Genomic DNA, 23,803 nt, shown 5'->3' on the forward strand with positions numbered 1-23,803 from the left:
GATGCTGGATGAACGTTCCATATTGATAGGATTACATGAAGCGACAGGTATTGGCTGGAAAAGAATCTATGATATACTACAACAACATGCGGATCTGCGCGAACTGCCGGATTGGGATGCCGGACGCTGGCGGAGATTGGGCATGCCTGATAAAGTCTCTCAGACGTTACCTGCTCAGCTGCAGGAAGATTATCTGCTGACCCGTTTATCACGTTATCAGGATAAAGGAATTCAGATCATGACGATTATGGATGATACGTATCCCATTTTAATGAAGGAAATCGCTCAGCCGCCGTGGGTGCTGTACACAATCGGAAGACAGGAATTGCTTTCTTCCTTTTGCATAGGCATGGTAGGCACAAGGGTGCCGACCGCTTATGGACGTAAAGTGGCAGAGCTGCTGGCAGGTGATATGGCAGCCCGTGGAGTGACAGTCGTCAGCGGCATGGCAAGGGGAATCGACAGCACTTGTCATGAAGCGGCACTGCAGGCAAATGGCAATACGATCGCAGTACTTGGCACGGGGATTAATGTTATTTATCCGCCGGAGAATCGGTCTTTATATCATACGCTCTCAGAACGTGGATTGATTGTATCCGAATATCCGATCGGCACGCGCTCTTCGCCGGGACTGTTTCCACAGCGTAATCGCATTATTGCCGGGCTTTCGCACGGTTCTGTAGTCGTCGAAGCCGATGTGCGCAGCGGCTCTCTTATTACAGCCGATTATGCCATGGACAGCAACCGTGATGTTTTTGCCGTACCCGGTCCGATTACTTCTCCCAAAAGCCAGGGCACACTCTCGCTCCTCAAGCAGGGAGCCATCCTGGTGACCGGAGCGGATGACATTATAAAGGAATATGATTCAATTCTTTTGAATTGGTGTGATAAACCATACAAAAAGGAAGAAAATGGGGATATTAATAATGCTCATGACTCCTCATCCATGATATTGCCAGATATTTCTTATTTGACAGAAGATGAAAAAACGATATACCTTATATTGGAGCAGGGAGATGCGAATATCGACGAGCTTCAGTTACAATCGAAGTTTGATTTTGGACTTTTGCATACGGTTCTGTTATCTTTAATCATAAAAAAACAGATCAGTCAACGCTCTGGTGCGATATACACCTTAATATAAAATAAACCATAGATAGAATAACAGAAAGGGGGACGAACCTGATGGCAGATTCACTCGTAATTGTAGAATCACCGGCAAAAGCGAAGACGATCGGTAAATATCTGGGCAGCAAATTTATTGTCAAAGCGTCAATGGGTCACGTCCGCGACCTGCCGAAAAGTCAGATCGGTGTAGATGTGGAGAACGACTTTGATCCCAAATATATTACGATTCGTGGTAAGGGTTCCGTTCTAAAAGAATTAAAAGATGCACGCAAAAAAGTGAAAAAAGTCTATCTGGCGGCTGACCCGGATCGCGAAGGTGAAGCGATTGCCTGGCATTTGGCTCATGCACTGGATGTGGCTGAAGGCGAAGAATGCCGCGTTGTATTTAACGAAATTACCAAGCAGGCGGTAAAGGATGCTTTCAAAACACCGCGTCAGATTAACATGGATCTGGTCAATGCCCAGCAGGCCAGACGCATTCTGGATCGGCTGGTGGGTTACAAAATCAGTCCACTATTATGGAAGAAAGTCAAAAAGGGATTGTCCGCAGGACGTGTACAATCTGTTGCAGTGAAAATTATTATTGATCGTGAGAATGAGATTTCGGAATTTACGCCGGAAGAATACTGGAGCATTACTGCCCGGCTTACGATTAACGGAACTACCTTTGAAGCCAAGTTCAATCAGCTGAATGGCGAGAAAAAAGAGCTTCACAGTGAAGACGACGTCAATGAAGTGCTTGCAGCGATCGCCGATGCTGCATTTGAAGTTACGGATATCAAAGAACGCGAGCGTTTGCGCCATCCGGCTGCTCCGTTTACGACCTCCTCCCTACAGCAGGAAGCTGCCCGCAAGCTTAACTTCCGCGCAGCCAAAACCATGTCTGTTGCTCAGCAGCTGTACGAAGGTATCGACCTTGGCAAAGAAGGTACGGTTGGTCTGATCACTTACATGCGTACAGACTCTACACGTATTGCTGCTTCCGCCCAGGAAGAAATCCGCGAATACATCACTGGCCGATACGGCGCTGACTTTATCCCGGAAGAACCCCGCCAATATACCAAAAAGAATGCCAATGCCCAGGACGCGCACGAAGCGATCCGTCCAACATCGGCAGTCCGTGATCCGGAATCGGTAAAAGAGTATATGAGCCGTGATCAGTTTCGTCTGTACAAACTGGTATGGGAACGCTTTGCAGCGAGTCAGATGGCTTCTGCTGTACTGGATACCCTGTCCGTGGATATTGCAGCAGGTTCTGCCAACTTCCGTGCAGCAGGTTCCAAAGTACGCTTCCCGGGCTTTATGAAAGTATATGTGGAAGGTAATGACGACGACAAGGAAGAAGGCGAGAAATTCCTGCCGCCTCTGGCTAAAGGAGACAAGCTGCAAAAAGAAGAGATTGAGCCCAAGCAGCATTTCACACAACCGCCGCCAAGATACACGGAAGCCCGTCTCGTCAAAACGCTGGAAGAGCTCGGCATAGGGCGTCCGAGTACGTATGCACCAACACTGGAGACGATCCAGAAGCGTGGATATGTAGCGATCGAAGAGAAGAAATTCATGCCTACCGAACTCGGCGAACTCATTATTGAGCAGATGGAAGAATTTTTCCCCGAAATTCTGGACCCGGAATTCACGGCACATATGGAGCAGGATTTGGACCATGTGGGCGATGGACAGGAAGAGTGGGTACACGTACTGAGCCAGTTTTACGAATCCTTTGAGAAACGTCTCAAGGTTGCGGAAGAGGAAATGAAAGAGATTGAGATCGAGGATGAAGTATCGGATGAGATTTGTGACAAATGTGGACGTCACCTGGTATATAAACTCGGTCGATTCGGCAAGTTTCTCGCCTGCTCCGGATTCCCGGATTGTCGCAATACCAAGCCGATCATCAAGGATATTGGCGTGCCTTGTCCAACCTGTCATGAAGGTCATGTCGTAGAGCGTCGCAGCAAAAAAGGCCGTGTATTCTACGGATGTGATCGTTATCCGGAATGTGACTTTGTATCATGGGATCGTCCTTCACTCAAACCGTGTCCGGTATGCAACTCGATGATGGTCGAGAAACGGAACAAGCAGGGTGTCAAATTGCAATGTACAAAATGTGACCATACCGAAATGGTTGAGGAAAACGAGAACGAAGCCGTCGAACTCGATTGATGAGATTGTACCTGGCTTGATTGGAATACCGCATGCTGCTGCTGATTATATTGTCTGTGTATCCGGACATTAGAATTTGGCAGCAGTTTAGCGTATACTAATAGATAGTAAGCTTAGATTAATTATCGGAGACCTGGGCGTGTATGCAGTCTTTTTCTGGATACAGGTCCCATTGTTTCCCATTCATTTATAGCAGGAATATGCAGGAGGTTTTGAATTGTGTCAGAATTTCAAAAGGTAACCGTGATTGGCGCAGGATTAGCAGGTAGCGAGGCGGCCTGGCAGATTGCCAGTCAAGGTATACCGGTAACATTGTATGAAATGCGTCCGGTTGTGAAGACACCGGCTCATCACACCAATCAGTTTGCGGAACTGGTATGCAGTAACTCACTGCGTTCCAACACCCTGGCAAACGCAGTCGGTGTTATGAAAGAAGAAATGCGTATGCTGAACTCGCTCGTTATCGGATCGGCGGATCGTAATGCTGTACCGGCTGGCGGTGCGTTGGCGGTAGATCGTGATGGTTTCTCCGGAGAGATTACATCCACACTGCATAATCACCCGCTCGTGACTGTACTTAATGAAGAGGTGCAGGAGATTCCAACCGATGGCATCGTTGTGATTGCAACCGGTCCACTGACGTCTCCCGCACTTTCCCAGCAGATTCAGTCTCTACTGGGAGAAGAGTACTTCTATTTCTATGATGCGGCAGCACCAATTATCGAAAAAGACTCTATCGATATGAACAAGGTCTATTTGGCTTCCCGCTATGACAAGGGAGAAGCAGCTTATCTGAACTGCCCGATGAACGAAGAAGAGTTCAACGCTTTTTATGAAGCTCTGATTGGCGCAGAGACAGCACAGCTCAAGGAATTTGAGAAAGAAATTTATTTTGAAGGCTGTATGCCTATTGAAATTATGATGAAGCGCGGTAAACAGACAGCGTTATTCGGTCCCATGAAGCCGGTTGGTCTGGTTAACCCGCATACAGGAGAACTTCCTTATGCGGTCGTACAGCTGCGTCAGGACAATGCAGCAGGTACATTGTATAACATGGTTGGTTTCCAGACTCACCTGAAATGGGGAGAACAGCGCCGGGTATTCTCGATGATTCCTGGTTTGGAAAATGCCGATTTTGTCCGTTACGGGGTAATGCATCGTAATACTTTTATCAACTCGCCGCGTCTGCTGGAACCAACGTATCAGCTGAAAAGCCAGCCGCGTATTTTCTTTGCTGGTCAGATGACCGGAGTGGAAGGATACGTAGAGTCCGCAGCATCCGGCATGATTGCCGGTATGAATGCAGCACGCCTGGCCAAAGGCGAAGAATTGATTCAATTGCCACAGGAGAGCACACTGGGCAGTATGGCACATTATATTACACATGCCGATCCGGACCATTTCCAGCCAATGAATGCGAACTTTGGTCTGCTGCCCAAACCGGAAAAGAAAATCCGTAACAAAAAAGAAAAAAATGAAATGTTGGCCCAGCAGGCACTGGAGAGTATCAGACAGTTCTTCCACTTGGAAGAGCCTGCTCCTGCAGAGTAAAGTCAGCTTAATAGCCAGACAATATGGACAAATAATGAACAGGAGGGAAAACGATGGATCTCTCATTTCACGCAACGACCATATGTGCTGTACGTCATAACGGCAAAGCGGCAATCGCCGGCGATGGACAGGTGACTTTTGGACAAAATGTAATTATGAAGCAGCATGCCAAGAAAATTCGCCGTCTCTATCGTGGACAGGTGCTTGCCGGATTCGCAGGTTCTGTTGCAGATGCCATAACTTTATTTGAAAAGTTCGAAGCCAAGCTGGAGGAGCATCATGGCAATCTTCAGCGTGCAGCCGTCGAACTGGCCAAGGAATGGCGTTCCGATCGAGTACTGCGCAAACTGGAAGCCTTGCTAATCGTTATGGATAAAAGCGGTATTCTGCTTATCTCCGGCGGCGGAGAAATTATTGAGCCGGATGACGATGTGATCGCTATCGGTTCCGGTGGCAATTTTGCCCTGTCCGCAGCTCGTGCCCTTAAGCGCCACAGCAAGGATCTGGAAGCCAAAGAGATTGTCGAAGCTTCTCTGAACATTGCTGCGGAGATCTGTGTATATACCAACAACAATATCATCGTAGAAGAATTGTGAGCCTGGCCGGTGCGGTCCGTACTCTACTTGCAGGGGCGGTACGCACCGGTTTTCTTTCTGAATTTATGGATACGGAGGGAACAAGATGAATAATGATCATAATGCATTGACACCGAGACAGATTGTGGCTGAATTGGATAAATATATCGTTGGACAGAAAAAGGCTAAAAAGTCTGTAGCTGTCGCACTTCGTAATCGCTATCGCCGCAGCCTGTTGGCGGAAGACGTACAGGATGAGATTGTACCCAAAAATATTCTGATGATCGGTCCTACAGGTGTAGGTAAAACAGAAATTGCCCGCAGACTCGCCAAGCTGGTCCAGGCTCCATTTATCAAAGTGGAAGCTACCAAGTTCACTGAAGTGGGCTATGTAGGACGCGACGTAGAGTCCATGGTCCGTGATCTGGTGGAGACAGCGATCCGCATGGTGAAGCTGGAACGCACAGAGGCAGTGAAAGACAGAGCGGAAGAAGCGGCTAATGAACGTATCGTCCATATCCTTGTTCCTTCTGCCAGTAAAGCCAAAATGCAGCGTAATCCTTTTGAAATGCTGTTTGGCGGTAATGGCAACCAGCCTGAAGAGCCGATGGAAGATCGCAACGAAGACACGTCTATTCAGGAGAGACGGCGTCAGGTACGCTTTGAACTTTTGTCGGGTAAGCTGGAAGAACAAATCATCGAGGTGGAAGTGGAAGACAGCACACCGAATATGATGGATATGTTCATGGGCCAGGGCAATGACCAGATGGGCATGAATATGCAAGAGATGCTGGGAAGCTTTCTGCCCAAAAAGATGAAAAAGCGCAAGCTGCCGATCAAGGAAGCTCGCAAGGTATTGACCCAGCAGGAGGCCAACAAGCTGCTTGATATGGATGATGTGACCCAGGAATCGCTGCGCCGTGCAGAGCAGACCGGAATCATTTTCATAGACGAGATTGATAAAGTAGCTAGTGCTGGCCGTGGTTCGGGACCCGATGTATCCCGCGAAGGTGTTCAGCGAGATATTCTGCCGATTGTGGAAGGTTCTACCGTCATGACCAAATATGGAGCGGTAAAAACCGATTATATCCTGTTTATGGCTGCAGGAGCATTCCACACGGCCAAGCCTTCGGATCTGATCCCCGAGCTGCAAGGACGTTTTCCGATCCGGGTGGAACTGGAGAGCCTGACGCTGGAGGACTTTGTCAGCATCCTGAAGGAACCTAAAAATGCACTGACCCAGCAATATACACATCTGCTTCGTTCCGAAAATATTGAGCTGGAGTTTGCAGAAGGAGCGATTCAGGAGATTGCAGGCATCGCAGCAACAGTCAATCAGAACACGGAGAACATCGGCGCGCGCCGTCTGCATACCATTATGGAGAAGCTGCTTGAAGATCTTTCTTTTGAGGCTCCTGAATTGACGCTGGAACGGTTTGTGATTACACCGCAATATGTACAGGAGAAACTCAAGGATATCGCTCAGGATCGGGATTTGAGCCAGTATATTCTTTAATAGCATGGTTAAATCATTCTATGGGAGTACGTCTAGGAATAGGACAAAACCATAATATCGTTTTTTAGGAAAAAGGTGGGGGGCTTGTTTTACAAGTTCCCCGCCTTTTTCCTATGTTTTCATAAGTGCGAAAATTGTATGATGAATATAACAAAAACACCTACAACATTATCAAAGGTAATCCGATATAACAATGAGCACGTATCAAGTAATAATAAGTAAATGAGTGTAGATTTTTCTTAGTGTTTACGTTATGATGATTGCATTTGCGCAAATGCGCAAATGAGCCTGCCAACCTCGTAAATAATGGAGCTCAAGTTGACTAAAGTCGAACTTTTTCCAGAAAATAGAAGTGTTCGTAGCTTTGATCGCTATAAATTAATTGTTAGTAAGTAATCCGCACTAGGCTATAGGGTACATGAATTATGACTGATAATGGTAAAACCAAGGTTTTAAGCCATTTTTTCAGGACAAAACTACTGTCCCGGTTGTATCTTCCCCTCCAATCCTATACCTGAAATCACTGGCCTTAATTACCAATTAAAAGCATTATTCCCAACAGTTTGATACAAATATCTGCTATAAATGTCATATTACTTATATTAATTGGAAATAATTATTTAAAAATTGACAAAAAACGAGCGCATACGCTAAAAGATAGTCCTTTATTCTCATTGTGTTATAACCTGTTCTCTAGGAAACTTATGGTATCAAATCATTAGGAAATATGACGCAGAAACTTAGTAAACCAAACAAAAAAATGCAATGTTTGTCGAATGAATGCACAAATCGAAAAAAGTATGAGATTCACATCCCATATTTAGAATATAATCACAGACTGAAAGAGGTGACGTGAGTGAATTTGCTGAATGATGTGGGATTTCGCAGACTGGAAGGCGCCATTAACGCTTCCAACCTGAGACAACAAGTAATCACCAACAACATTGCCAATGCAGATACACCTTACTTCAAACGTTCCGATGTTTCTTTTGAAAACATGCTTCAAGCGCAGATGGATGGCACAAACGGATCGATCCACGGTAATGCTACGGATCCCCGTCATTTCCAGATAGGTTCTACCGGAGGTGTTCCGAAAGCAATGATTACCTCGGATAACAGCACGGTGATGAATAACAACTTGAACAACGTGGACATGGACTCGGAAATGACAAGCCTGGCTGAGAATCAGCTTCGCTACAATGCTTATATCGAGCAAGTGAATCACCAGATCAAAATGATGCGTACTGCAATTCAAGGTGGAGGAGCGTAATCATGAAAATAAGTAATAGTTTTGATATCAGTGCTTCAGCTTTGACAGCCCAGCGGCTGCGGATGGACGTCGTATCCTCCAACATTGCGAATGCCGAGACAACGAGAGCGAAGATCGAGAATGGAGAAGCGGTTCCTTACCGCCGCAAAGAAGTAGTGCTTTCAACCAACAAACCAGCGTTTGCCGATGCACTGAATTCTGCAATGAATGGCAATAACGGGGTAAATGGTGTGAAAGCAGTAGCAATTCATGAAGATAAAGAACCATTCAAACTCGTATTCAATCCTACACATCCGGATGCCGACAGAAACGGATATGTGAAAATGCCAAATGTCGATACTCTAAAAGAAATGGTGGACATGATATCAGCTTCGCGTTCATATGAAGCTAACGTAACTGCATTGAATGCCTCAAAGGCAATGATTACCAGGGCTTTACAAATTGGTAAATAATGAGTGAAAAAATGGAAGGTGGGGTAATTAATGATAGAAAACACGATGTTTAATGGAATGTCCGCTGCATCGCCGCTGCAAATGACTTCAGGAGCTGCACAGGTACAGGAAACACCAGGACAGGCTATGGAACAGTTTGGTTCTTATCTGCAGGATGCGATCAGTCAGGTGGGAGCTCAGGAACAACAGGTACACAAAATGAATGACCAGTTTTTGGTAGGTAAAATCGATGTCGACCAGATGATGATCGCTTCAGAGAAGTCGATGCTCAGCTTACAGTTGACCGCTCAGGTTCGAAACAAAGCGATTGAAGCTTACCAAGAAATCATGCGCACACAGTTATAAGATGGATGATATGTTTCATAGCACAGTTTCGAATGGGGTGACGTTGTGAATGAGAGAGTTGCCCAGTATAGAGATAAAATTGTCCAATACTGGAGAAGATTCAATAAAAATCAGAAAATACTACTGATATCAACATTGGCCTTCATCATCATTGCAATCGTAGTACTGACAATACAATTTTCCAAAACAGAATATGAGGTAGCTTTCCAGGACATGGATGCTGCAGATTCGGCAGCAGTTATGGAGTACTTAACCGGACAAGGAATTCCTTACCAGTTAAGCCAGGATGGCAAAAGCATTTCAGTACCAACAGAGAGTGCTGCTCAAGCAAAAGTAGCAGTAGGATCTCAAGGCTTGATCCAAAATGGTTCTATCGGATTCAGCGAGTTTAACACAAGTTCTTCCGCAATCGGGATGACCGATAACGAATTTAATGTCAAATACAACAACGCACTGAATGGTGAAGTATCCCAATTGCTTCGCAACATGAATGGCGTTGAAAATGCAAAAGTACTGATTAACCTTCCTGAAGAAAGCCTGTTTGCAGCAACCGATGATCAAGATAATGCGACAGCATCCGTAGTCATGCAGTTCAAACCGGGCGTTCGTCTTACACAGGAAGCGATTGATGGTTATTTCAACCTCGTAAGTACAGCAGTACCTCGTCTTCCGATTGAGAATATTACGATCACGAACGGTACAGACGGCAGTGAGCTTGTCTCCATAGTCAAAGGTGGCGGACGTGGTGATCTGATCGGTGCAGTACAGGACAATATGGCTTTACAAAAGAAATACGAGTCTGACGTAGAGAATAACATAAGACAATTCTTGGCCAGACTGGTAGGACCTGAAAGGGTTAATGTTCTTGTAAATTCCACATTGAACTTTGATCAAAAAACATCCAAAGAGGAACTGGTAGAACCTGTAGATGAAGAAAACATGAAGGGCATCGAGATCAGCGCCCAGGAAATTCAGGAATCCTACACAGGCACAAGCACACCTGACAGCGGCGTAGCCGGTACAGGAAGCACAGACACTCCAACCTACCCGGGTGGCTCAGCCACCGGTAATAACGAATCCGAGAAATCACAAAGCACGATCAACTACGAAGTTAACCGGATTCATAATGAAATTGCAGACAGCCCTTATCATGTGCAGGATCTGGCTATTACAGTAGCGATTGAACCAAATCCTAATTTGGATACCACCGCACAAGAAAATTTAAATGGAGAAATTCAAAAGATGCTGCAAAGCATTGTAAGAGCTTCACTTGCAGAGAATGGAATTGACTATACTGCTAATGCAGATGCTCTTACCGCTAAAGTTAATGTTATTCCACAGGCATTCGCTACCAACCAAACAACCGATGAAGGATTCTTTGCTTCCAACATGAATTGGATCATCGGTGCGGCAGCAGCCTTGGCTCTTGGTATTGTCGGATTTATTATTTACCGTCGTCGTAAACAGCAGCAGCTGGCTGAAGAAATGGGAGAAGACATTATGCTTCCTCCAGTTACAGAACTTCCTTCCATTAGTTTGGACAACTTGACCAATGATAGTCAGGTACGCAAGCAGCTCGAATCACTGGCGAAAAAGAAACCGGACGAATTCGTAAATCTGCTGCGTACATGGCTCGCTGACGAATAAGAGGTGAACGGGATTGGCAAAGGGGACAGCTCCACTGAGCGGACGGCAAAAGGCAGCCATTTTATTGGTTGCCTTGGGTCCCGAAGTATCTGCTCAAATATTTAAACACCTACGTGATGAAGAAATCGAACAGCTTACACTGGAAATCGCCAATGTACGCAAAGTAGAGAGCGGGGATAAAGATACTATCATCGCCGAGTTCCATCAGATTTGTCTGGCACAGGAATACATTTCCCAGGGTGGTATCAACTACGCCAAGGAAATCCTGGAAAAAGCACTCGGAGAAAGCAAAGCACTGGAAGTTATCAATCGTCTGACAGCAACGCTGCAGGTTCGTCCTTTCGATTTTGCTCGTAAAGCGGACCCAAGTCAGATTTTGAACTTTATCCAGAATGAGAACCCGCAGACGATTGCACTCGTGCTTTCGTACTTGCAGTTCGAACAGGCTGCTTCCATTCTATCGTCGCTGCCTCAGGAAAAACAGGCTGAGGTTGCCCGTAGAGTTGCAGTAATGGATAGTACTTCACCTGAGATTATTGCCCAGATCGAACGTGTACTGGAGCAGAAGCTTTCTTCTACGGTTACACAGGATTATACAAATGCAGGCGGTATCGAATCGATCGTACAGATTTTGAATGGTGTCGATCGCGGTACAGAAAGAACCATTCTTGATTCCCTGGAAATTCAGGATCCGGAACTGGCAGAAGAAATCAAAAAACGGATGTTTGTTTTCGAAGATATCGTCAATGTCGACAATCGTTCGATTCAGCGCATTATCCGCGATCTGGAAAATGCAGATCTGCAGCTGGCGCTCAAGGTGGCCAGCGAAGACGTACGCGAAGCGGTATTCAGCAACATGTCCAAGCGTATGGCAGACACGTTCAAGGAAGAAATGGAATTCATGGGACCTGTACGTCTTAAAGATGTAGAGGAAGCACAAAGTCGTATCGTAGGCATTATCCGTAGACTCGAAGAATCCGGAGAAATCATCATAGCTCGTGGCGGAGGAGATGATATCATTGTCTAATTTGATAAAATCATCCCAGTATATTCCGGTTGAAATTCTTAAAAAACTGGATCTTAGCAAAGATCATTTCAAACCAACCAATCTGGCGGCTGGCGCTCATCAGCAGGTTCCACACATCGTGTATGACCAGCCGCGGATTGATGAACAAACCGTTTTATTAAAAGAACAAATGCTTGCGGATGCTCGTGAATTCGCAGAACGTCAGGTACGCGAAGCAGCAGAAGAAGCGGAACGTATCCTTCAGAACGCGCAGGAAATGATTGCTTCCTGGTGGGATGAACGGCGTGAACAGGACGAGCATCTGATTGAAGCAGTTAAGGCTCAAGCTTTCCAGGAAGGCTATGAGGAGGGGCAGCAGCGCGCAGAGACTGAGATGCAGCAGCGCATTAATGAGATGATGCAGGAAGCTCAGACGGTACTGACCCAGGCTTATGAAGCCAAAGAACAAATTATTCAGGAAGCGGAACCATTCCTTGTTAATCTTAGCTGCGGAATTGCCGAGAAGGTTATCGACAAAGAGCTGGCTGACCAGCAGGAACTGGTTCTTTCCTTAATTAAGAAGACGCTTGCCCGTAAGCGGGAACAGGGATTGATCACATTGTGTGTAAACCCTTCCCAGTTTGATTTTATTCATGCAGCAAGAGAAGAACTGGTACTGGCTATTGATTCACAGGCAGAACTCCAGATTCTCCCGGATGCGACAGTTCGTGACCGCGGCTGTGTCATCCGCTCAGCATTCGGAAGTGTGGATGCACGTGTGGATACCCAGCTGGCAGAACTGAAAAAAGAACTTCTTCGTTTGGCACTCCATGATGAAGAGCGGGGTAATGCGAATGTTTGATCTGAATGCTGGTCGTTATCTGGAATATATCAAACAGCTTGATCCAGTACGAATTAATGGTAAAGTAACCCAGGTTATTGGGCTTATGGTTGAATCCGAAGGACCTGATGCCAGCATCGGAGAACTATGTTACATCTATCCTACCAAGGGTGCCGATCCACTTCGTGCCGAAGTGGTCGGGTTCCGGGATAACAAGGTGCTGTTAATGCCGCTGGGGGAACTGCAATCGATCGGCCCAGGCTGTGACGTTGTCGGTACAGGCAAACCGCTGACGGTACAGGTAGGCTCCGAACTGCTGGGTAAGGTGCTGGATGGCCTTGGACAGCCGCTCGATGGGTCATTGCTTCCGGCACGTATGACTCACTATTCGACCTTTAATACACCTCCCAACCCGATGACCCGTCCGAGAGTACAGGATCCGATGAGCGTGGGCGTACGAGCCATTGACGGCCTGCTGACAATTGGCAAAGGACAGCGGGTAGGTATCTTTGCTGGTTCCGGGGTTGGTAAAAGTACACTGATGGGCATGATTGCCCGCAATACCGAAGCGGATGTGAACGTCATTGCCCTTATTGGGGAGCGGGGACGTGAAGTACGTGACTTTATCGAGCGTGATCTAGGGCCGGAAGGGCTACAGCGTTCGATAGTCATCGTAGCGACCTCAGACCAACCGGCGCTTATCCGTCTTAAAGGGGCCTTAATTGCCACAACTATCGCAGAATATTTCCGTGATCGGGGTATGAACGTCATGTTTATGATGGACTCGGTTACCCGTTATGCGATGGCTCAACGTGAGATTGGTCTTGCTGTCGGCGAACCACCCGCCATGCGCGGATATACACCGTCGGTATTTGCCGGATTACCCAAACTGCTGGAGCGTGCCGGTACAGGACCAAATGGTTCCATTACAGCATTCTATACGGTACTGGTAGATGGGGATGATATGAATGAGCCGATAGCGGATGCGGTACGTGGTATCCTTGATGGACATATTGTACTCAACCGGGCAATTGCCAATAAAGGACAGTTCCCGGCAATCGACGTACTTGCCAGTATCAGCCGGGTTATGAAGGATATTGTAACGGAAGAACAGACTGATGCCGCCAACAATATGAAGCGTCTGATGTCTGTATATAAAGAATCCGAAGATTTAATTAATATTGGTGCCTACCAGAGGGGATCCAGTCCGGATATCGATGAAGCGATCGAACGGATCAAGGATGTCTGGAATTTTACAAAACAAAAGGTGCATGAGAAGACGACACTAACCGATGCGCAAGAGCAGATGATTTCCGAATTTGTGAGGAGCTGATGAGTTATGAATTTCCAGTATAACTTTCAAAAGGTTGTAGACATTAAATCAAGTGCTAAAAACCAGGCAGAATGGCTTTTATCCACAGCTTTGGGCGAGTTACAGGCACAAGAACAATCACTGGAGCAGTTACTGGAAGATCAGAACCGCACACTGGAAGCTATTAATCAGGCTATTGAGCAGTGTGCTCCCATATCGGAATTACAGGATATGCAGCGTTATATTGTCTATCTGGATCAATGTATTTCCAAAAAAATATCGGATGTTCACCAGGCACAAGTAAATGTGGAACACAAAAAGCTTCATTTAACCGAGAAAATGGTCGATGAAAAAGTATGGCTTCAGGCCAAAGATAAAGCAAAAGCAAAATTCATGCAGGAGAATATGCTGCGTGAGCAAAATGAACTGGATGAGATGGCGACTGTACGATTCGCTATGCAATCGAAATAGATTGTAATCTGATCCGTCTAACAGCACCCGGAAGCTGAGAATGTACATGGCTTACCTGATCAGTGAAGAATCATGAAGGATGTTTTTGCTCAAGGAGGATTACCGTGGCAAAGAAAAATCTGGATTTGGATGTCGATGTGGAAAAAGAGTCAGGCGGGCTCGGAAGATTTCTTTTTATCGCTACTCCAATTCTGTTTACCCTTGTATTGGTAGGCGCAATCGTAATGTTATTCAATGTGGATTTACGACAAAGCATGTTCAACACACTGGATAAAATTCCTATAGTGAAAAATTGGGTCCCATCTGCCGATAAAGGTAATAGCACAGATGTTGCATCCAATCAAAGTGAAAGTAACGCAGCAACTGTAGAGCAGTTAAAGCAGCAGCTGGACGAGGCGAAGAAAGCACAGGCTACACAGGCCCAGGAGCTCAAAAAGCTTCAGGATCAGCTGAAAAGCCAGACTCCAGCCGCAAATGGTGGAGCAACAGGTACAGCAACTACACCTGCAGCCGGTACAGCGCCAGCAGGAGCTGCAAGTACGGTTACTACACCAACCGAGCAGGACAAACAGCTGAAAAATCTGGCGAATGTGTACTCCGATATGAGCGCTTCCAAAGCGGCAGCGATTATACAGAATATGACTACAGATGAACAGATACTGATTTTCAGCAAAATGAACTCTCAGGACCAGGCAAGCATTTTACAGAAAATGGACCCAAAAGCAGCTGCCGATACCTCACTGGCTTTGAAAAATGCCACAGAAGCAAGCCTGGCTGCGCTGCAGGTGAAAACGAGCAGCACGCCAACGCCAACAGTTACAGCAAGTACGAAGCTTGATAGCGAGGCACTCGCGCAAACCTTTACAACAATGCCAGCCAACAGTGCTGCATCATTGCTGCTGCAAACCGCAAAGGTAAGCCAGGGCAAGGTGCTGCAGGTTCTGAACACGATAGACGATTCTACACGGGCTGGAATTCTATCAGCCATGTCTGCTGAGGATCCGGCTGGAACTGCTCAAATTGTAAACCGTTTGATGGCGAACTAACCTCACTAGGAAGGATCGGAATCATTTCCTATTCTAACGAAAACAGTCATAAGCAGGAATTCCTTCTTATTAAAATTTGCCCCTCGGTAGGTGATAATTAGTATATGAGCATGATACTTCAAAACATGACAACAACAGCAGCAACAGCCAAGACCCCGGCAACAGCTTCAGCTGGAGGAACAGGAAGTACAGCAGCCGCAGGATTTAATCAGGCGCTGACGTACGTAATGGGTTCCGCGGGAACAGCAGGCACTGCTGCAACTACTTCGATGGCCGGTCAGGTTTCTGCAGGAGTTATGGGTTCTGCCGCTTCGTTACTGGAAATGCTTCAACAAATGATTTCCGGTAACCAGGACAACATGGAAGGGAGTCAGGGAGAGCAAGTAGAGAAAGTTGGCAAGTTACTGGATGATCTCCTCGGTAAGCTGGAAGATATGGATGCTTCCATAGTAAGTGATCCTAACCTGATGCAATCGCTGCAAGGATGGTTGGTTCAGGTACAACAGGTATTATCGGGAGAAGGTTCCGAAGCACAGGGAGAAGGTACAGATACGGCTCAGGCAGCTGTCGGACAACAGACAGCACAACCGCTGACAGCAACACTTCCGGCGATTGCACAACAGCCAGAGACACTGCGGTTTGCAGTAGCTGATGCAGTATCCCAGGTCGTTGACAAACTTCAGGCTGTACAGAGTGGAAGTCAGCAAGCTGAACCCAAGCTGGAGCAGCTCCTGAATGAGCTTCAGAATGTACTGCAAAAATCAGGCGAATCTACAGGTGGACAAGCCAGTGGTGGACAAACTGGTAATCAACAACAGTCAAACACACCATTTCAGGTAGTCGCTGCTCAAGATTCCGAGACTGTAAATAGTGCTTCAACATTTCAGACAGCAAGTGCAGTAGAGAGTACAGAAGCTGCAGCGACTCAGACACAGCATCAAGAACCGGTAATCGTAACTGCCGGCCAGCTGGCAATGAAAGCTGATTCTACACCATTGACGACCGCTGCACCACCACCAACCATTAATGCACAAAATTTTTCCCAGGAGATGGGGAAATTTATCGTAAGCAAGTTTGATATTCAGCAGCTTAACGGTGTATCCGAAGCCAAGATTATTTTGAATCCGGAACAGCTGGGACAGGTTGATGTTAAGATCAGCATTCAAGATGGACAGCTAATCGCGCAGTTTGTTACGGAAAAGCATGGAGCCAAAGATATACTGGAGCAGCAAATGTCACAGCTTCGCTCGGCACTTCAAGCTCAGGGACTTCAGGTAGAAAAACTCGAAGTCACTCAAAGTTCTTCGTTACAATCCGATATATATAATGGGGGACAAGGATTCCAGTCTGGTTCCGACCAGCAGCAATCCGGACGCCGATCCAAATCCAAAGAAGAACAAAATGACGATGCGATTCTGGCAGCAGAGCTTGGTAATGAACTGAATGAATGGCGTGGAGAGAGAATGAGTGCAGGAACCGCCAATATGACTGCTTATGGCAGTACGTATGTAGCTAAAGCTTAATTATGGATGGAGGTGAATGTTTTGCCGAATTTGATTTCCACATCGAATACATGGCCGAACTATTCCGCAAGTAATGTAAAAACGGCCGCAGCCAACCCGAAAACGGAGTTGGGACAAGATCAATTTATGGCGCTGCTGGTAGCTCAATTGAAAAACCAGGATCCCATGTCGCCTATGGATAACTCACAGTTTATCGCTCAGATGGCTCAGTTCTCCTCACTGACACAATTAACAAAAATCGGAGAAAAGCTTGATAATCTGAAAGGATCTGTCGATACTTCATTAGGAGCTTCTTCAGAGCTGATCGGCAAGAAGGTCACCTGGCTTAATGAAGCAACAGACAGCAAAACAGGCGAGAAAACATCCACTTATGAAACAGGCATCGTAGAAGGTATCGTTATGAAGGGCGGAGTTCAATACGCACAGGTAGGCGCAGACGCAGTTCCATTAACACTGATTGCAAAAGTGGAAACGGCGACATCCAAAGCGGCTGAAGCGACACCAGCTGCAAGTACAGCGACACAGACGCCAGCGAGTACTACGGCAACACCGGCTGCAAGTAATACTTCACCTGCGGCAACAGATAGCCCGGCAACGACTGCACCAGCTGCTGCAGAGACCGAGACAGCTTCTGCTGTTCCAACGGATGCATCTGCTCAACCGACAGCACCAGCAGCAGAGAACACCCAGACTGTACCTGCTTCATCTACAACGGATACACAAGCCAATAATCAAGCGGCTGAAGAAAGCAATACAGCAGCAGATCCAGAGGCTGCGGTGTCATGAGCGGCCCCATTCAAGTAGGCCAGCTGTATCCGTCCAATATCAATTCCGGATTGCTGGGACGCAGTAAAAGTACGATATCAGGTTCCAAACCCAATGAGTTTCAAAACATTCTGGATCAGAACATGCTCAAGTTCAGCAATCACGCTTCCAAGCGTCTGGAGCAACGAGGAATTGAATTTAGCAGTGAGCAGATGAACAGTTTGAATCAGGCGATTGATAAAGCCGCCGCCAAAGGCTCCAAAGATTCATTGATTTTAATGCAAAACAATGTCGCTCTTATCGTCAATGTGCCCAATAGGACCGTTGTTACCGCCATGGATGGCAACTCAATGAAAGATAATGTATTCACTCAGATTGATAGTGCTGTAATTATTTAATTCTCTGGCCGGACCAGTAATGGAGAGCCAGGAGACTGCCGACCGACTGACGCAGTCTCAACCACCACATTATGCATTCATTAGGAGGAAGTATTAATGATAAGATCCATGTATTCCGGCGTTTCAGGTATGAAAGGTTTTCAAACCAAACTGGACGTCATCGGTAACAACATCGCAAACGTAAATACAACAGGTTTCAAAAGCTCCCGTGTCATGTTCCAGGATATCCTGAGCCAGACTACCAAAGGGGTAACGGCTCCAGTAGACGGAGAAAGCGGTGGGGTAAACGCTCAGCAGGTAGGTCTGGGTGTGAAAACTTCTTCGATTGATACTCTTCATCTGGCAGGGAGTGCACAGACAACAAATAACCCGACAGACCTGCGTATCGATGGCGATGGTTTCTTCGCTATCAAGCTGTCTGCAGAGCAGGAAGTTCCTTACCTGACACGTGCCGGTGACTTCCATGTCGATGCTTCCCGCCAGCTCGTAACATCGGATGGAGCATTTGTGGTTGATAGCGGTGGAGAACCGATTCAGATTAATGAAGCTGCCGTTTCCTTCAGTATTCAAAATAACGGTACTCTGCTGTATACACTGGCAGATGGCACAACTGAAGCAGGTCCTCAGTTGGGTATTGCCAAAGTGGTAAACCCGGGTGGTCTGGAAAAAATCGGTGGCAGTCTTTATCGTGTAACGCCGAACGCCAACCCCGAGGGTACGATTGAATTGCTGACCGGTGCAGATACTGAGAATGGTACAGGCGCAATCGTAGCTGGTCAGCTGGAAATGTCCAACGTCGATCTGACTGGTGAATTTACCGAGATGATCGTAGCACAGCGTGGTTTCCAGGCGAACTCCCGTATCATTACCACTTCTGATGAGATCCTTCAGGAAGTTGTTAACCTGAAACGATAATCTAGATAGATAGATAGATAGAGGGAGGAATATTATCTTCTCCCTCTTCTCTATAGCAAGTAACTTTCAAGGAGGGTATATATGATCCCTGTCACGCGGCTTAACGGTTCCCCCATGTGGCTTAATGCCCTGCTAATCGAAATGGTGGAAGAAACGCCTGATACCTACATCACCTTAACCACAGGTAAGCGTCTGATTGTATTGGAAAAGGCGGCACAGGTAACGAGTCTGGTTCAAGAATACAATAAAAGTATAGGCACACTTACTGGAACAATTAAGGTGCAGCATATGGAGGAATTGGAATGAAAAAGTTACTACCCTGGATAATTAGCGGGGTACTGGCGCTGGGATTGATTGGTGTGGTTGCATTTTTCCTGATGGGAAATATGTTTGGTGAAAAGAAACCAACTACTGCTGCTGAAGCCGCGGCGGCCGAGAAAGCCAAATTGGAAAGTATGACAGCGACAGAGATTGCAGCTGTATCATCGGACATCACGGATATGACAACAAACCTGGCAGACCCTTCCTATGTAGTGAAAATCAGCTTTTCCTTTCAACTCGCCGATGAAGACGCCAAGGCCAACTTTGATCTGATCAAGGATCTGAAGGTTAAACCGATTATTGTAAGAACGCTGGCAGACACCAATCCGGAGGACCTCAACAGTGCCAAGGGCATTGATCAGCTGGATGCCAAACTGCTCAAATTGATTAACAGTGCATTGCCTGCCGAAGGTGGCAAGCTGGTAGACGTACAGGTATCCGACCGCATCGTAAGCTCCATTTAATAGAGAAAGCTGGAATCAACCTAATCTTAACAATGAATCAGTTTACTATCGTAAGGGGGTGAGATTATGGTAGATGTATTATCCCAAGGTGAGATTGATGCCCTATTGGCGGCACTTTCTTCCGGGGAAATGGATGCGGAGGAACTCAAAAAGGAAGAGACCCAGAAAAAGGTTAGAGTATACGACTTTAAACGGGCAGTCCGATTTTCCAAGGATCATATCCGGAGTTTGACCCGGATTCATGAGAACTTTGCACGTTATCTGACTACGTATTTTTCAGCGCAGCTTCGCACTTTTGTACAAATTAATGTTGTTCAGGTCGAGCAGCTTCCTTATGACGAATTTATACGCTCTATTCCTAAAATGACGATTTTGAACATTTTTGAAGCTGAACCACTGGAAGGCCGGATGGTACTGGAAGTTCATCCGAATATCGCTTTTGCGATGCTGGATCGCCTGCTTGGCGGTACCGGTACAGCACCTTCCAAAATCAATGCACTCACTGAGATTGAGACTACAATCATCGAGCGTGTGTTCAGCCGTACGTTCGAAAGCTTGCAGGAAGCATGGAAGACAGTGATTGATCTGTCTCCACGTATGGAAGCACTGGAGACCAACCCGCAATTTATGTCACTGGTATCTCCGAATGAAACGATTGCCCTGATCTCGCTGAGTACCAAAATTGGCGATACGACAGGGATGATTAACCTTTGTATTCCACATGTTGTTATTGAACCAATCATGACCAAGCTTTCTGCACATCACTGGTTCGTTTCTCAGAAAAAAGAACCGGCACGAGAAGAAGTGGAAGCACTCGAGTATCGTGTGAATCGTGCACAACTGCCAATCATTGCTGAGCTGGGTGATTCGCGATTATCCATTCAGGAGTTTTTAAGCTTATCGGTGGGTGATGTCATTTCGCTTAATAAACCGGTACATGATTCACTATCCATAAAAGTAGGCAATCAGCTTAAATTTATAGGAAGCCCGGGTACGGTAAAAGACCGGGTAGCCGTTCAGATTGACGAGATCGTCAGTGAAGGAGTGGAAGAAATTGACGAGTAAAGATTATTTGTCACAGGAAGAGATTGACGCTTTGCTTAAGCAATCATCCGGTGATGATGACAGTGCAGCCTCAGGAACTTCCGGACAGAGTGTGGATGATTTTCTGACTCCACTGGAACAGGATGCGCTTGGAGAAATCGGAAATATCACATTTGGTAGTGCAGCAACCGCATTATCGACCCTGTTGGGACAAAAAGTGGATATTACTACTCCACAGGTAGGCATCATTACCCGTACTGAATTTGAAAATGAATTTCCCAAGCCGCATGTAGCGGTCCATGTCGAGTATGTGGATGGATTCCAGGGAATTAACTCTCTTGTCATCCAAACACGTGATGCTCAGGTAATTGCGGACTTGATGCTCGGAGGTGAAGGACATCCCAAGGACGAAGAGTTAAACGAAATTCATGTCAGCGCTGTACAGGAAGCCATGAACCAGATGATGGGATCATCTGCCACTTCGATGTCGACCATCTTCAACCGGTTTGTTAATATCTCACCACCGGGAATTGATATCCTGGATGTAAGTAATGATCAGGGCGTAAGCATGCTGCCAGCGGAGGAGACATTAATCAAGATTTCTTTCCGTTTATTGATTGGAGATCTGATTGATTCCACTATCATGCAGCTGATTACTGTAGAATTTGCCAAGTACATGGTAGATATTCTGATCAATGGCGGAGAGGAAGCTGCTCCTGAGCAGCCTGTACCAAGTGCACCAGCCGCTCCTGCAGCGCCTCCACAGGCAGCACCACCGCAGGCAGCCATGCCGCCGCAACAAGCTCCTGAGCAGCCTGCTGCGCCGCCAATGATGCCACCGCAGGGAATGCCGGGCTATGGCCAGCAGCCTCCATATGGCATGCCTGATCAGCCTTATCCGCCGTATCCTCCATATCCGTATCCTCCGGGTTACGGTATGCCGCCACAGCCATATCCGCAGGCACCACAGCACTATGGCGCACCGGCAGGCAGAGAGGTTAATGTCCAACCGGTTCAATTTGCTAACTTCGGCGCAGGAGCTCCTCCTAACCTGGATGAAAATAATTTGAACTTACTGATGGACATTCCACTCAAAGTCACCGTAGAATTAGGAAGGACCCAACGGCAAATTAAAGATATACTTGAATTGTCCCAGGGAGCGATTATTGAACTGGACAAATTGGCGGGGGAACCGGTAGACATCCTGGTTAACAACAAACTGATCGCCAAAGGCGAAGTTGTCGTTATTGATGAAAACTTTGGTGTCCGTGTCACAGATATCGTAAGCCAGTGGGACCGAATTCAAAAAATACAATAAAGATCACTCAGGGAGGATTTTAAATCAATGGCAAACCGAATTCTTATCGTGGATGATGCAGCTTTTATGAGAATGATGATCCGGGATATTTTGACTAAAAATGGATACGAAGTGGTAGGAGAAGCTCAAGACGGAGCACAGGCAGTAGAGAAATTTAAGGAACTTCGTCCGGATCTGGTTACCATGGACATCACAATGCCTGAGATGGACGGCATTGCTGCATTGAAAGAAATTAAAAAGATGGATGGCGGAGCCAAAGTAATCATGTGTTCAGCGATGGGTCAGCAGGCCATGGTTATCGATGCGATTCAAGCAGGAGCCAAAGACTTTATCGTAAAACCTTTCCAGGCTGATCGTGTTATTGAAGCGATTAGCAAGACGCTCGGAGTATAGGAGAATATTCCCATGTCAGGTTCAGCAGCCACAATGGGAGGAACAGGCGATTATATCCTAAACCTAGTTTGGGTTATAATCGTCTTGGCTGTAATAATAGGCCTAATTATTTTACTGCTTCGGTTCCTGGGCAGGAAAAATCAAACCTGGTTGTCCCGCCGTGCCATCCGCACCATAGGCGGGGTAGCTATGGGCCCAAACAAGTCGCTACAGGTGATTGAGATTGGCAGCAGCGTCTATCTGATCGGTGTAGGAGATGATATTACCCTTGTGGATAAAATCTCTGATCCCGAAGAGGCAGAGCTGATTATAAGCTCATTTCAATCCGAATCGGTGGAGCAGAATAACATTCTTACTCCGCTAATCTCCAAACTCAGCAACCGTTTCCGTCCTAAGTCTTCCGTGCAAGAAGAAGAACTTGGTGATACGGATGCTTTCCAGGAAGTATTCGAAAGCAAACTGCGCCAGATTCCGAATCGCCGGCAGAAGATGGAGGAACTGCTGAAAGAGGAAGATTCTACAGATCGGTCGAGGGATTCATGAAAAAAAAGCTGATATTAACCTTTATGATGCTTTTTCTAGCCAGCTTCTTATCGGTTCACCCTATATTTGCTGCAACTGCTGATCCGATACCGAATATCGATATTCAGATCGGCAATAATGATAATGCAGCGGATGGCCCGGCGACCAGTTCGCTGTCTATTTTGCTTATGATTACACTCATTAGCATAGCGCCATCTTTTCTGGTATTAATGACCAGTTTTACACGTATTGTGATTGTGCTCAGCTTTGTCCGGACTTCATTAGGGACTAACCAGATGCCTCCCAATCAGGTACTGGTAGGACTGGCTTTATTTTTAACTATCTTCATTATGTCACCCACATTATCCCAGATGAATGAAGTTGCTTTACAGCCTTACCTGCAGGGTGATATTACCCAGACGCAGGCTTTGAAGGCGGCAGAGAAGCCGATCAAGGAATTCATGTTCAAGCATACGAGAGAAAAAGACCTGCTTCTTTTCCTGAATTACACCGGTACTCCAAAGCCAAACAATGTACAGGACATTCCGCTCTCGGTCATGGTTCCATCCTATGCAATTAGTGAACTCAAGACAGCTTTCCAGATGGGCTTTATGGTCTTTATACCGTTTCTTGTCATCGACATCGTAGTAGCGAGTGTACTGATGGCCATGGGTATGATGATGCTACCACCTGTAATGATTTCACTTCCTTTCAAAATTTTGCTATTTGTGCTGGTCGATGGCTGGTATCTTATCGTCAAATCGCTATTGATTAGTTTTAATTAGTGCAGCACCCAAAACACCGCATTAAGGGAGGT

Annotated in this window: 25 protein-coding genes; all 25 read left to right on the forward strand. The window is 46.4% G+C overall.

Going from position 1 to position 23,803, the window contains the following annotated elements:
• Nucleotide 1 precedes the first annotated feature (1 nt).
• The 25 genes from dprA to fliP all read left to right on the forward strand — a co-directional run bounded on the left by dprA (nucleotide 2) and on the right by fliP (nucleotide 23,771).
• Nucleotides 2–1,144, forward strand: coding sequence for a DNA-processing protein DprA (dprA, locus tag WH45_RS15615; RefSeq protein ID WP_082096892.1), 1,143 nt, complete (start codon nucleotides 2–4; stop codon nucleotides 1,142–1,144).
• Nucleotides 1,145–1,185: 41 nt separating this feature from the next.
• A complete protein-coding gene (topA, locus tag WH45_RS15620) occupies nucleotides 1,186–3,291 on the forward strand; it encodes a type I DNA topoisomerase (RefSeq protein ID WP_046215351.1) in 2,106 nt (701 codons plus the stop codon).
• A 219-nt stretch (nucleotides 3,292–3,510) separates the two neighbouring features.
• Nucleotides 3,511–4,842, forward strand: a complete 1,332-nt coding sequence (trmFO, locus tag WH45_RS15625; protein ID WP_046215352.1) for an FADH(2)-oxidizing methylenetetrahydrofolate--tRNA-(uracil(54)-C(5))-methyltransferase TrmFO — start codon at nucleotides 3,511–3,513, stop codon at nucleotides 4,840–4,842.
• A gap of 53 nt (nucleotides 4,843–4,895) precedes the next feature.
• Nucleotides 4,896–5,438, forward strand: coding sequence for an ATP-dependent protease subunit HslV (gene hslV, locus WH45_RS15630; RefSeq protein ID WP_046215353.1), 543 nt, complete (start codon nucleotides 4,896–4,898; stop codon nucleotides 5,436–5,438).
• An 85-nt stretch (nucleotides 5,439–5,523) separates the two neighbouring features.
• Nucleotides 5,524–6,933, forward strand: a complete 1,410-nt coding sequence (gene hslU, locus WH45_RS15635) for an ATP-dependent protease ATPase subunit HslU (protein ID WP_046215354.1) — start codon at nucleotides 5,524–5,526, stop codon at nucleotides 6,931–6,933.
• A gap of 856 nt (nucleotides 6,934–7,789) precedes the next feature.
• The gene (gene flgB, locus WH45_RS15640; protein ID WP_046215355.1) at nucleotides 7,790–8,203 is read left to right on the forward strand and encodes a flagellar basal body rod protein FlgB; all 414 of its coding nucleotides are present in this window, start codon (nucleotides 7,790–7,792) and stop codon (nucleotides 8,201–8,203) included.
• Between the two features lie 2 nt (nucleotides 8,204–8,205).
• Entirely contained in the window at nucleotides 8,206–8,655 is a 450-nt protein-coding gene (gene flgC / locus WH45_RS15645; protein WP_046215356.1) for a flagellar basal body rod protein FlgC, read from the forward strand.
• A 30-nt stretch (nucleotides 8,656–8,685) separates the two neighbouring features.
• Entirely contained in the window at nucleotides 8,686–9,000 is a 315-nt protein-coding gene (fliE, locus tag WH45_RS15650; RefSeq protein ID WP_017813672.1) for a flagellar hook-basal body complex protein FliE, read from the forward strand.
• Between the two features lie 45 nt (nucleotides 9,001–9,045).
• Entirely contained in the window at nucleotides 9,046–10,647 is a 1,602-nt protein-coding gene (gene fliF / locus WH45_RS15655) for a flagellar basal-body MS-ring/collar protein FliF (protein WP_046215357.1), read from the forward strand.
• A gap of 13 nt (nucleotides 10,648–10,660) precedes the next feature.
• Nucleotides 10,661–11,674 carry a flagellar motor switch protein FliG gene (fliG, locus tag WH45_RS15660; protein ID WP_046215358.1) on the forward strand — a complete coding sequence of 338 codons (1,014 nt, stop codon included), beginning with the start codon at nucleotides 10,661–10,663 and terminating at the stop codon, nucleotides 11,672–11,674.
• Nucleotides 11,667–12,515, forward strand: coding sequence for a FliH/SctL family protein (locus tag WH45_RS15665; RefSeq protein WP_046215359.1), 849 nt, complete (start codon nucleotides 11,667–11,669; stop codon nucleotides 12,513–12,515). The genes fliG and WH45_RS15665 overlap by 8 nt, the downstream gene beginning before the upstream one ends.
• The gene (gene fliI / locus WH45_RS15670; protein WP_046215360.1) at nucleotides 12,508–13,827 is read left to right on the forward strand and encodes a flagellar protein export ATPase FliI; all 1,320 of its coding nucleotides are present in this window, start codon (nucleotides 12,508–12,510) and stop codon (nucleotides 13,825–13,827) included. The genes WH45_RS15665 and fliI overlap by 8 nt, the downstream gene beginning before the upstream one ends.
• A 6-nt stretch (nucleotides 13,828–13,833) precedes the next feature.
• The gene (gene fliJ / locus WH45_RS15675; protein ID WP_046215361.1) at nucleotides 13,834–14,277 is read left to right on the forward strand and encodes a flagellar export protein FliJ; all 444 of its coding nucleotides are present in this window, start codon (nucleotides 13,834–13,836) and stop codon (nucleotides 14,275–14,277) included.
• Between the two features lie 104 nt (nucleotides 14,278–14,381).
• Entirely contained in the window at nucleotides 14,382–15,323 is a 942-nt protein-coding gene (locus WH45_RS15680) for a MotE family protein (RefSeq protein ID WP_046215362.1), read from the forward strand.
• Nucleotides 15,324–15,427: 104 nt separating this feature from the next.
• The gene (locus WH45_RS15685) at nucleotides 15,428–16,846 is read left to right on the forward strand and encodes a flagellar hook-length control protein FliK (RefSeq protein ID WP_046215363.1); all 1,419 of its coding nucleotides are present in this window, start codon (nucleotides 15,428–15,430) and stop codon (nucleotides 16,844–16,846) included.
• Between the two features lie 21 nt (nucleotides 16,847–16,867).
• Nucleotides 16,868–17,632, forward strand: a complete 765-nt coding sequence (locus tag WH45_RS15690) for a flagellar hook capping FlgD N-terminal domain-containing protein (RefSeq protein ID WP_052723810.1) — start codon at nucleotides 16,868–16,870, stop codon at nucleotides 17,630–17,632.
• On the forward strand, nucleotides 17,629–18,009 hold the full coding sequence (locus WH45_RS15695) for a TIGR02530 family flagellar biosynthesis protein (RefSeq protein WP_046215364.1): 381 nt from the start codon (nucleotides 17,629–17,631) through the stop codon (nucleotides 18,007–18,009). The genes WH45_RS15690 and WH45_RS15695 overlap by 4 nt, the downstream gene beginning before the upstream one ends.
• A gap of 96 nt (nucleotides 18,010–18,105) precedes the next feature.
• Entirely contained in the window at nucleotides 18,106–18,924 is an 819-nt protein-coding gene (flgG, locus tag WH45_RS15700) for a flagellar basal body rod protein FlgG (protein ID WP_046215365.1), read from the forward strand.
• An 81-nt stretch (nucleotides 18,925–19,005) separates the two neighbouring features.
• Nucleotides 19,006–19,230, forward strand: a complete 225-nt coding sequence (locus tag WH45_RS15705) for a flagellar FlbD family protein (RefSeq protein WP_046215366.1) — start codon at nucleotides 19,006–19,008, stop codon at nucleotides 19,228–19,230.
• On the forward strand, nucleotides 19,227–19,709 hold the full coding sequence (locus tag WH45_RS15710; RefSeq protein WP_046215367.1) for a flagellar basal body-associated FliL family protein: 483 nt from the start codon (nucleotides 19,227–19,229) through the stop codon (nucleotides 19,707–19,709). Before WH45_RS15705 ends, WH45_RS15710 begins: the two co-directional genes overlap by 4 nt.
• 66 nt (nucleotides 19,710–19,775) lie before the next feature.
• Nucleotides 19,776–20,774 (forward strand): flagellar motor switch protein FliM, encoded by a 999-nt coding sequence (fliM, locus tag WH45_RS15715; RefSeq protein ID WP_046215368.1) that lies wholly within the window; start codon nucleotides 19,776–19,778, stop codon nucleotides 20,772–20,774.
• The gene (fliY, locus tag WH45_RS15720; RefSeq protein ID WP_046215369.1) at nucleotides 20,764–22,071 is read left to right on the forward strand and encodes a flagellar motor switch phosphatase FliY; all 1,308 of its coding nucleotides are present in this window, start codon (nucleotides 20,764–20,766) and stop codon (nucleotides 22,069–22,071) included. The genes fliM and fliY overlap by 11 nt, the downstream gene beginning before the upstream one ends.
• A 27-nt stretch (nucleotides 22,072–22,098) precedes the next feature.
• Nucleotides 22,099–22,464 carry a response regulator gene (locus WH45_RS15725; protein WP_017813687.1) on the forward strand — a complete coding sequence of 122 codons (366 nt, stop codon included), beginning with the start codon at nucleotides 22,099–22,101 and terminating at the stop codon, nucleotides 22,462–22,464.
• A 33-nt stretch (nucleotides 22,465–22,497) separates the two neighbouring features.
• Nucleotides 22,498–23,007 (forward strand): flagellar biosynthetic protein FliO, encoded by a 510-nt coding sequence (locus WH45_RS15730; protein ID WP_235338397.1) that lies wholly within the window; start codon nucleotides 22,498–22,500, stop codon nucleotides 23,005–23,007.
• A complete protein-coding gene (gene fliP / locus WH45_RS15735) occupies nucleotides 23,004–23,771 on the forward strand; it encodes a flagellar type III secretion system pore protein FliP (protein ID WP_046215371.1) in 768 nt (255 codons plus the stop codon). The genes WH45_RS15730 and fliP overlap by 4 nt, the downstream gene beginning before the upstream one ends.
• The last annotated feature ends 32 nt before the right edge of the window (nucleotides 23,772–23,803 follow it).

Source organism: Paenibacillus wulumuqiensis (assembly GCF_000971965.1).
Lineage (GTDB): Bacteria > Bacillota > Bacilli > Paenibacillales > Paenibacillaceae > Saccharibacillus > Saccharibacillus wulumuqiensis.

Excerpts from the sequence above, each read along its gene's own strand:
- dprA (WP_082096892.1), top strand. The coding sequence starts at position 2 with ATGCTGGATGAACGTTCCATATTGATAGGATTACATGAAGCGACAGGT.
- topA (WP_046215351.1), top strand. The coding sequence starts at position 1,186 with ATGGCAGATTCACTCGTAATTGTAGAATCACCGGCAAAAGCGAAGACG.
- hslV (WP_046215353.1), top strand. The coding sequence starts at position 4,896 with ATGGATCTCTCATTTCACGCAACGACCATATGTGCTGTACGTCATAAC.
- hslU (WP_046215354.1), top strand. The coding sequence starts at position 5,524 with ATGAATAATGATCATAATGCATTGACACCGAGACAGATTGTGGCTGAA.
- flgC (WP_046215356.1), top strand. The coding sequence starts at position 8,206 with ATGAAAATAAGTAATAGTTTTGATATCAGTGCTTCAGCTTTGACAGCC.
- fliE (WP_017813672.1), top strand. The coding sequence starts at position 8,686 with ATGATAGAAAACACGATGTTTAATGGAATGTCCGCTGCATCGCCGCTG.
- fliI (WP_046215360.1), top strand. The coding sequence starts at position 12,508 with ATGTTTGATCTGAATGCTGGTCGTTATCTGGAATATATCAAACAGCTT.
- fliJ (WP_046215361.1), top strand. The coding sequence starts at position 13,834 with ATGAATTTCCAGTATAACTTTCAAAAGGTTGTAGACATTAAATCAAGT.
- WH45_RS15685 (WP_046215363.1), top strand. The coding sequence starts at position 15,428 with ATGAGCATGATACTTCAAAACATGACAACAACAGCAGCAACAGCCAAG.
- WH45_RS15695 (WP_046215364.1), top strand. The coding sequence starts at position 17,629 with ATGAGCGGCCCCATTCAAGTAGGCCAGCTGTATCCGTCCAATATCAAT.
- flgG (WP_046215365.1), top strand. The coding sequence starts at position 18,106 with ATGATAAGATCCATGTATTCCGGCGTTTCAGGTATGAAAGGTTTTCAA.
- WH45_RS15705 (WP_046215366.1), top strand. The coding sequence starts at position 19,006 with ATGATCCCTGTCACGCGGCTTAACGGTTCCCCCATGTGGCTTAATGCC.
- WH45_RS15710 (WP_046215367.1), top strand. The coding sequence starts at position 19,227 with ATGAAAAAGTTACTACCCTGGATAATTAGCGGGGTACTGGCGCTGGGA.
- fliM (WP_046215368.1), top strand. The coding sequence starts at position 19,776 with ATGGTAGATGTATTATCCCAAGGTGAGATTGATGCCCTATTGGCGGCA.
- WH45_RS15725 (WP_017813687.1), top strand. The coding sequence starts at position 22,099 with ATGGCAAACCGAATTCTTATCGTGGATGATGCAGCTTTTATGAGAATG.
- WH45_RS15730 (WP_235338397.1), top strand. The coding sequence starts at position 22,498 with ATGGGAGGAACAGGCGATTATATCCTAAACCTAGTTTGGGTTATAATC.
- fliP (WP_046215371.1), top strand. The coding sequence starts at position 23,004 with ATGAAAAAAAAGCTGATATTAACCTTTATGATGCTTTTTCTAGCCAGC.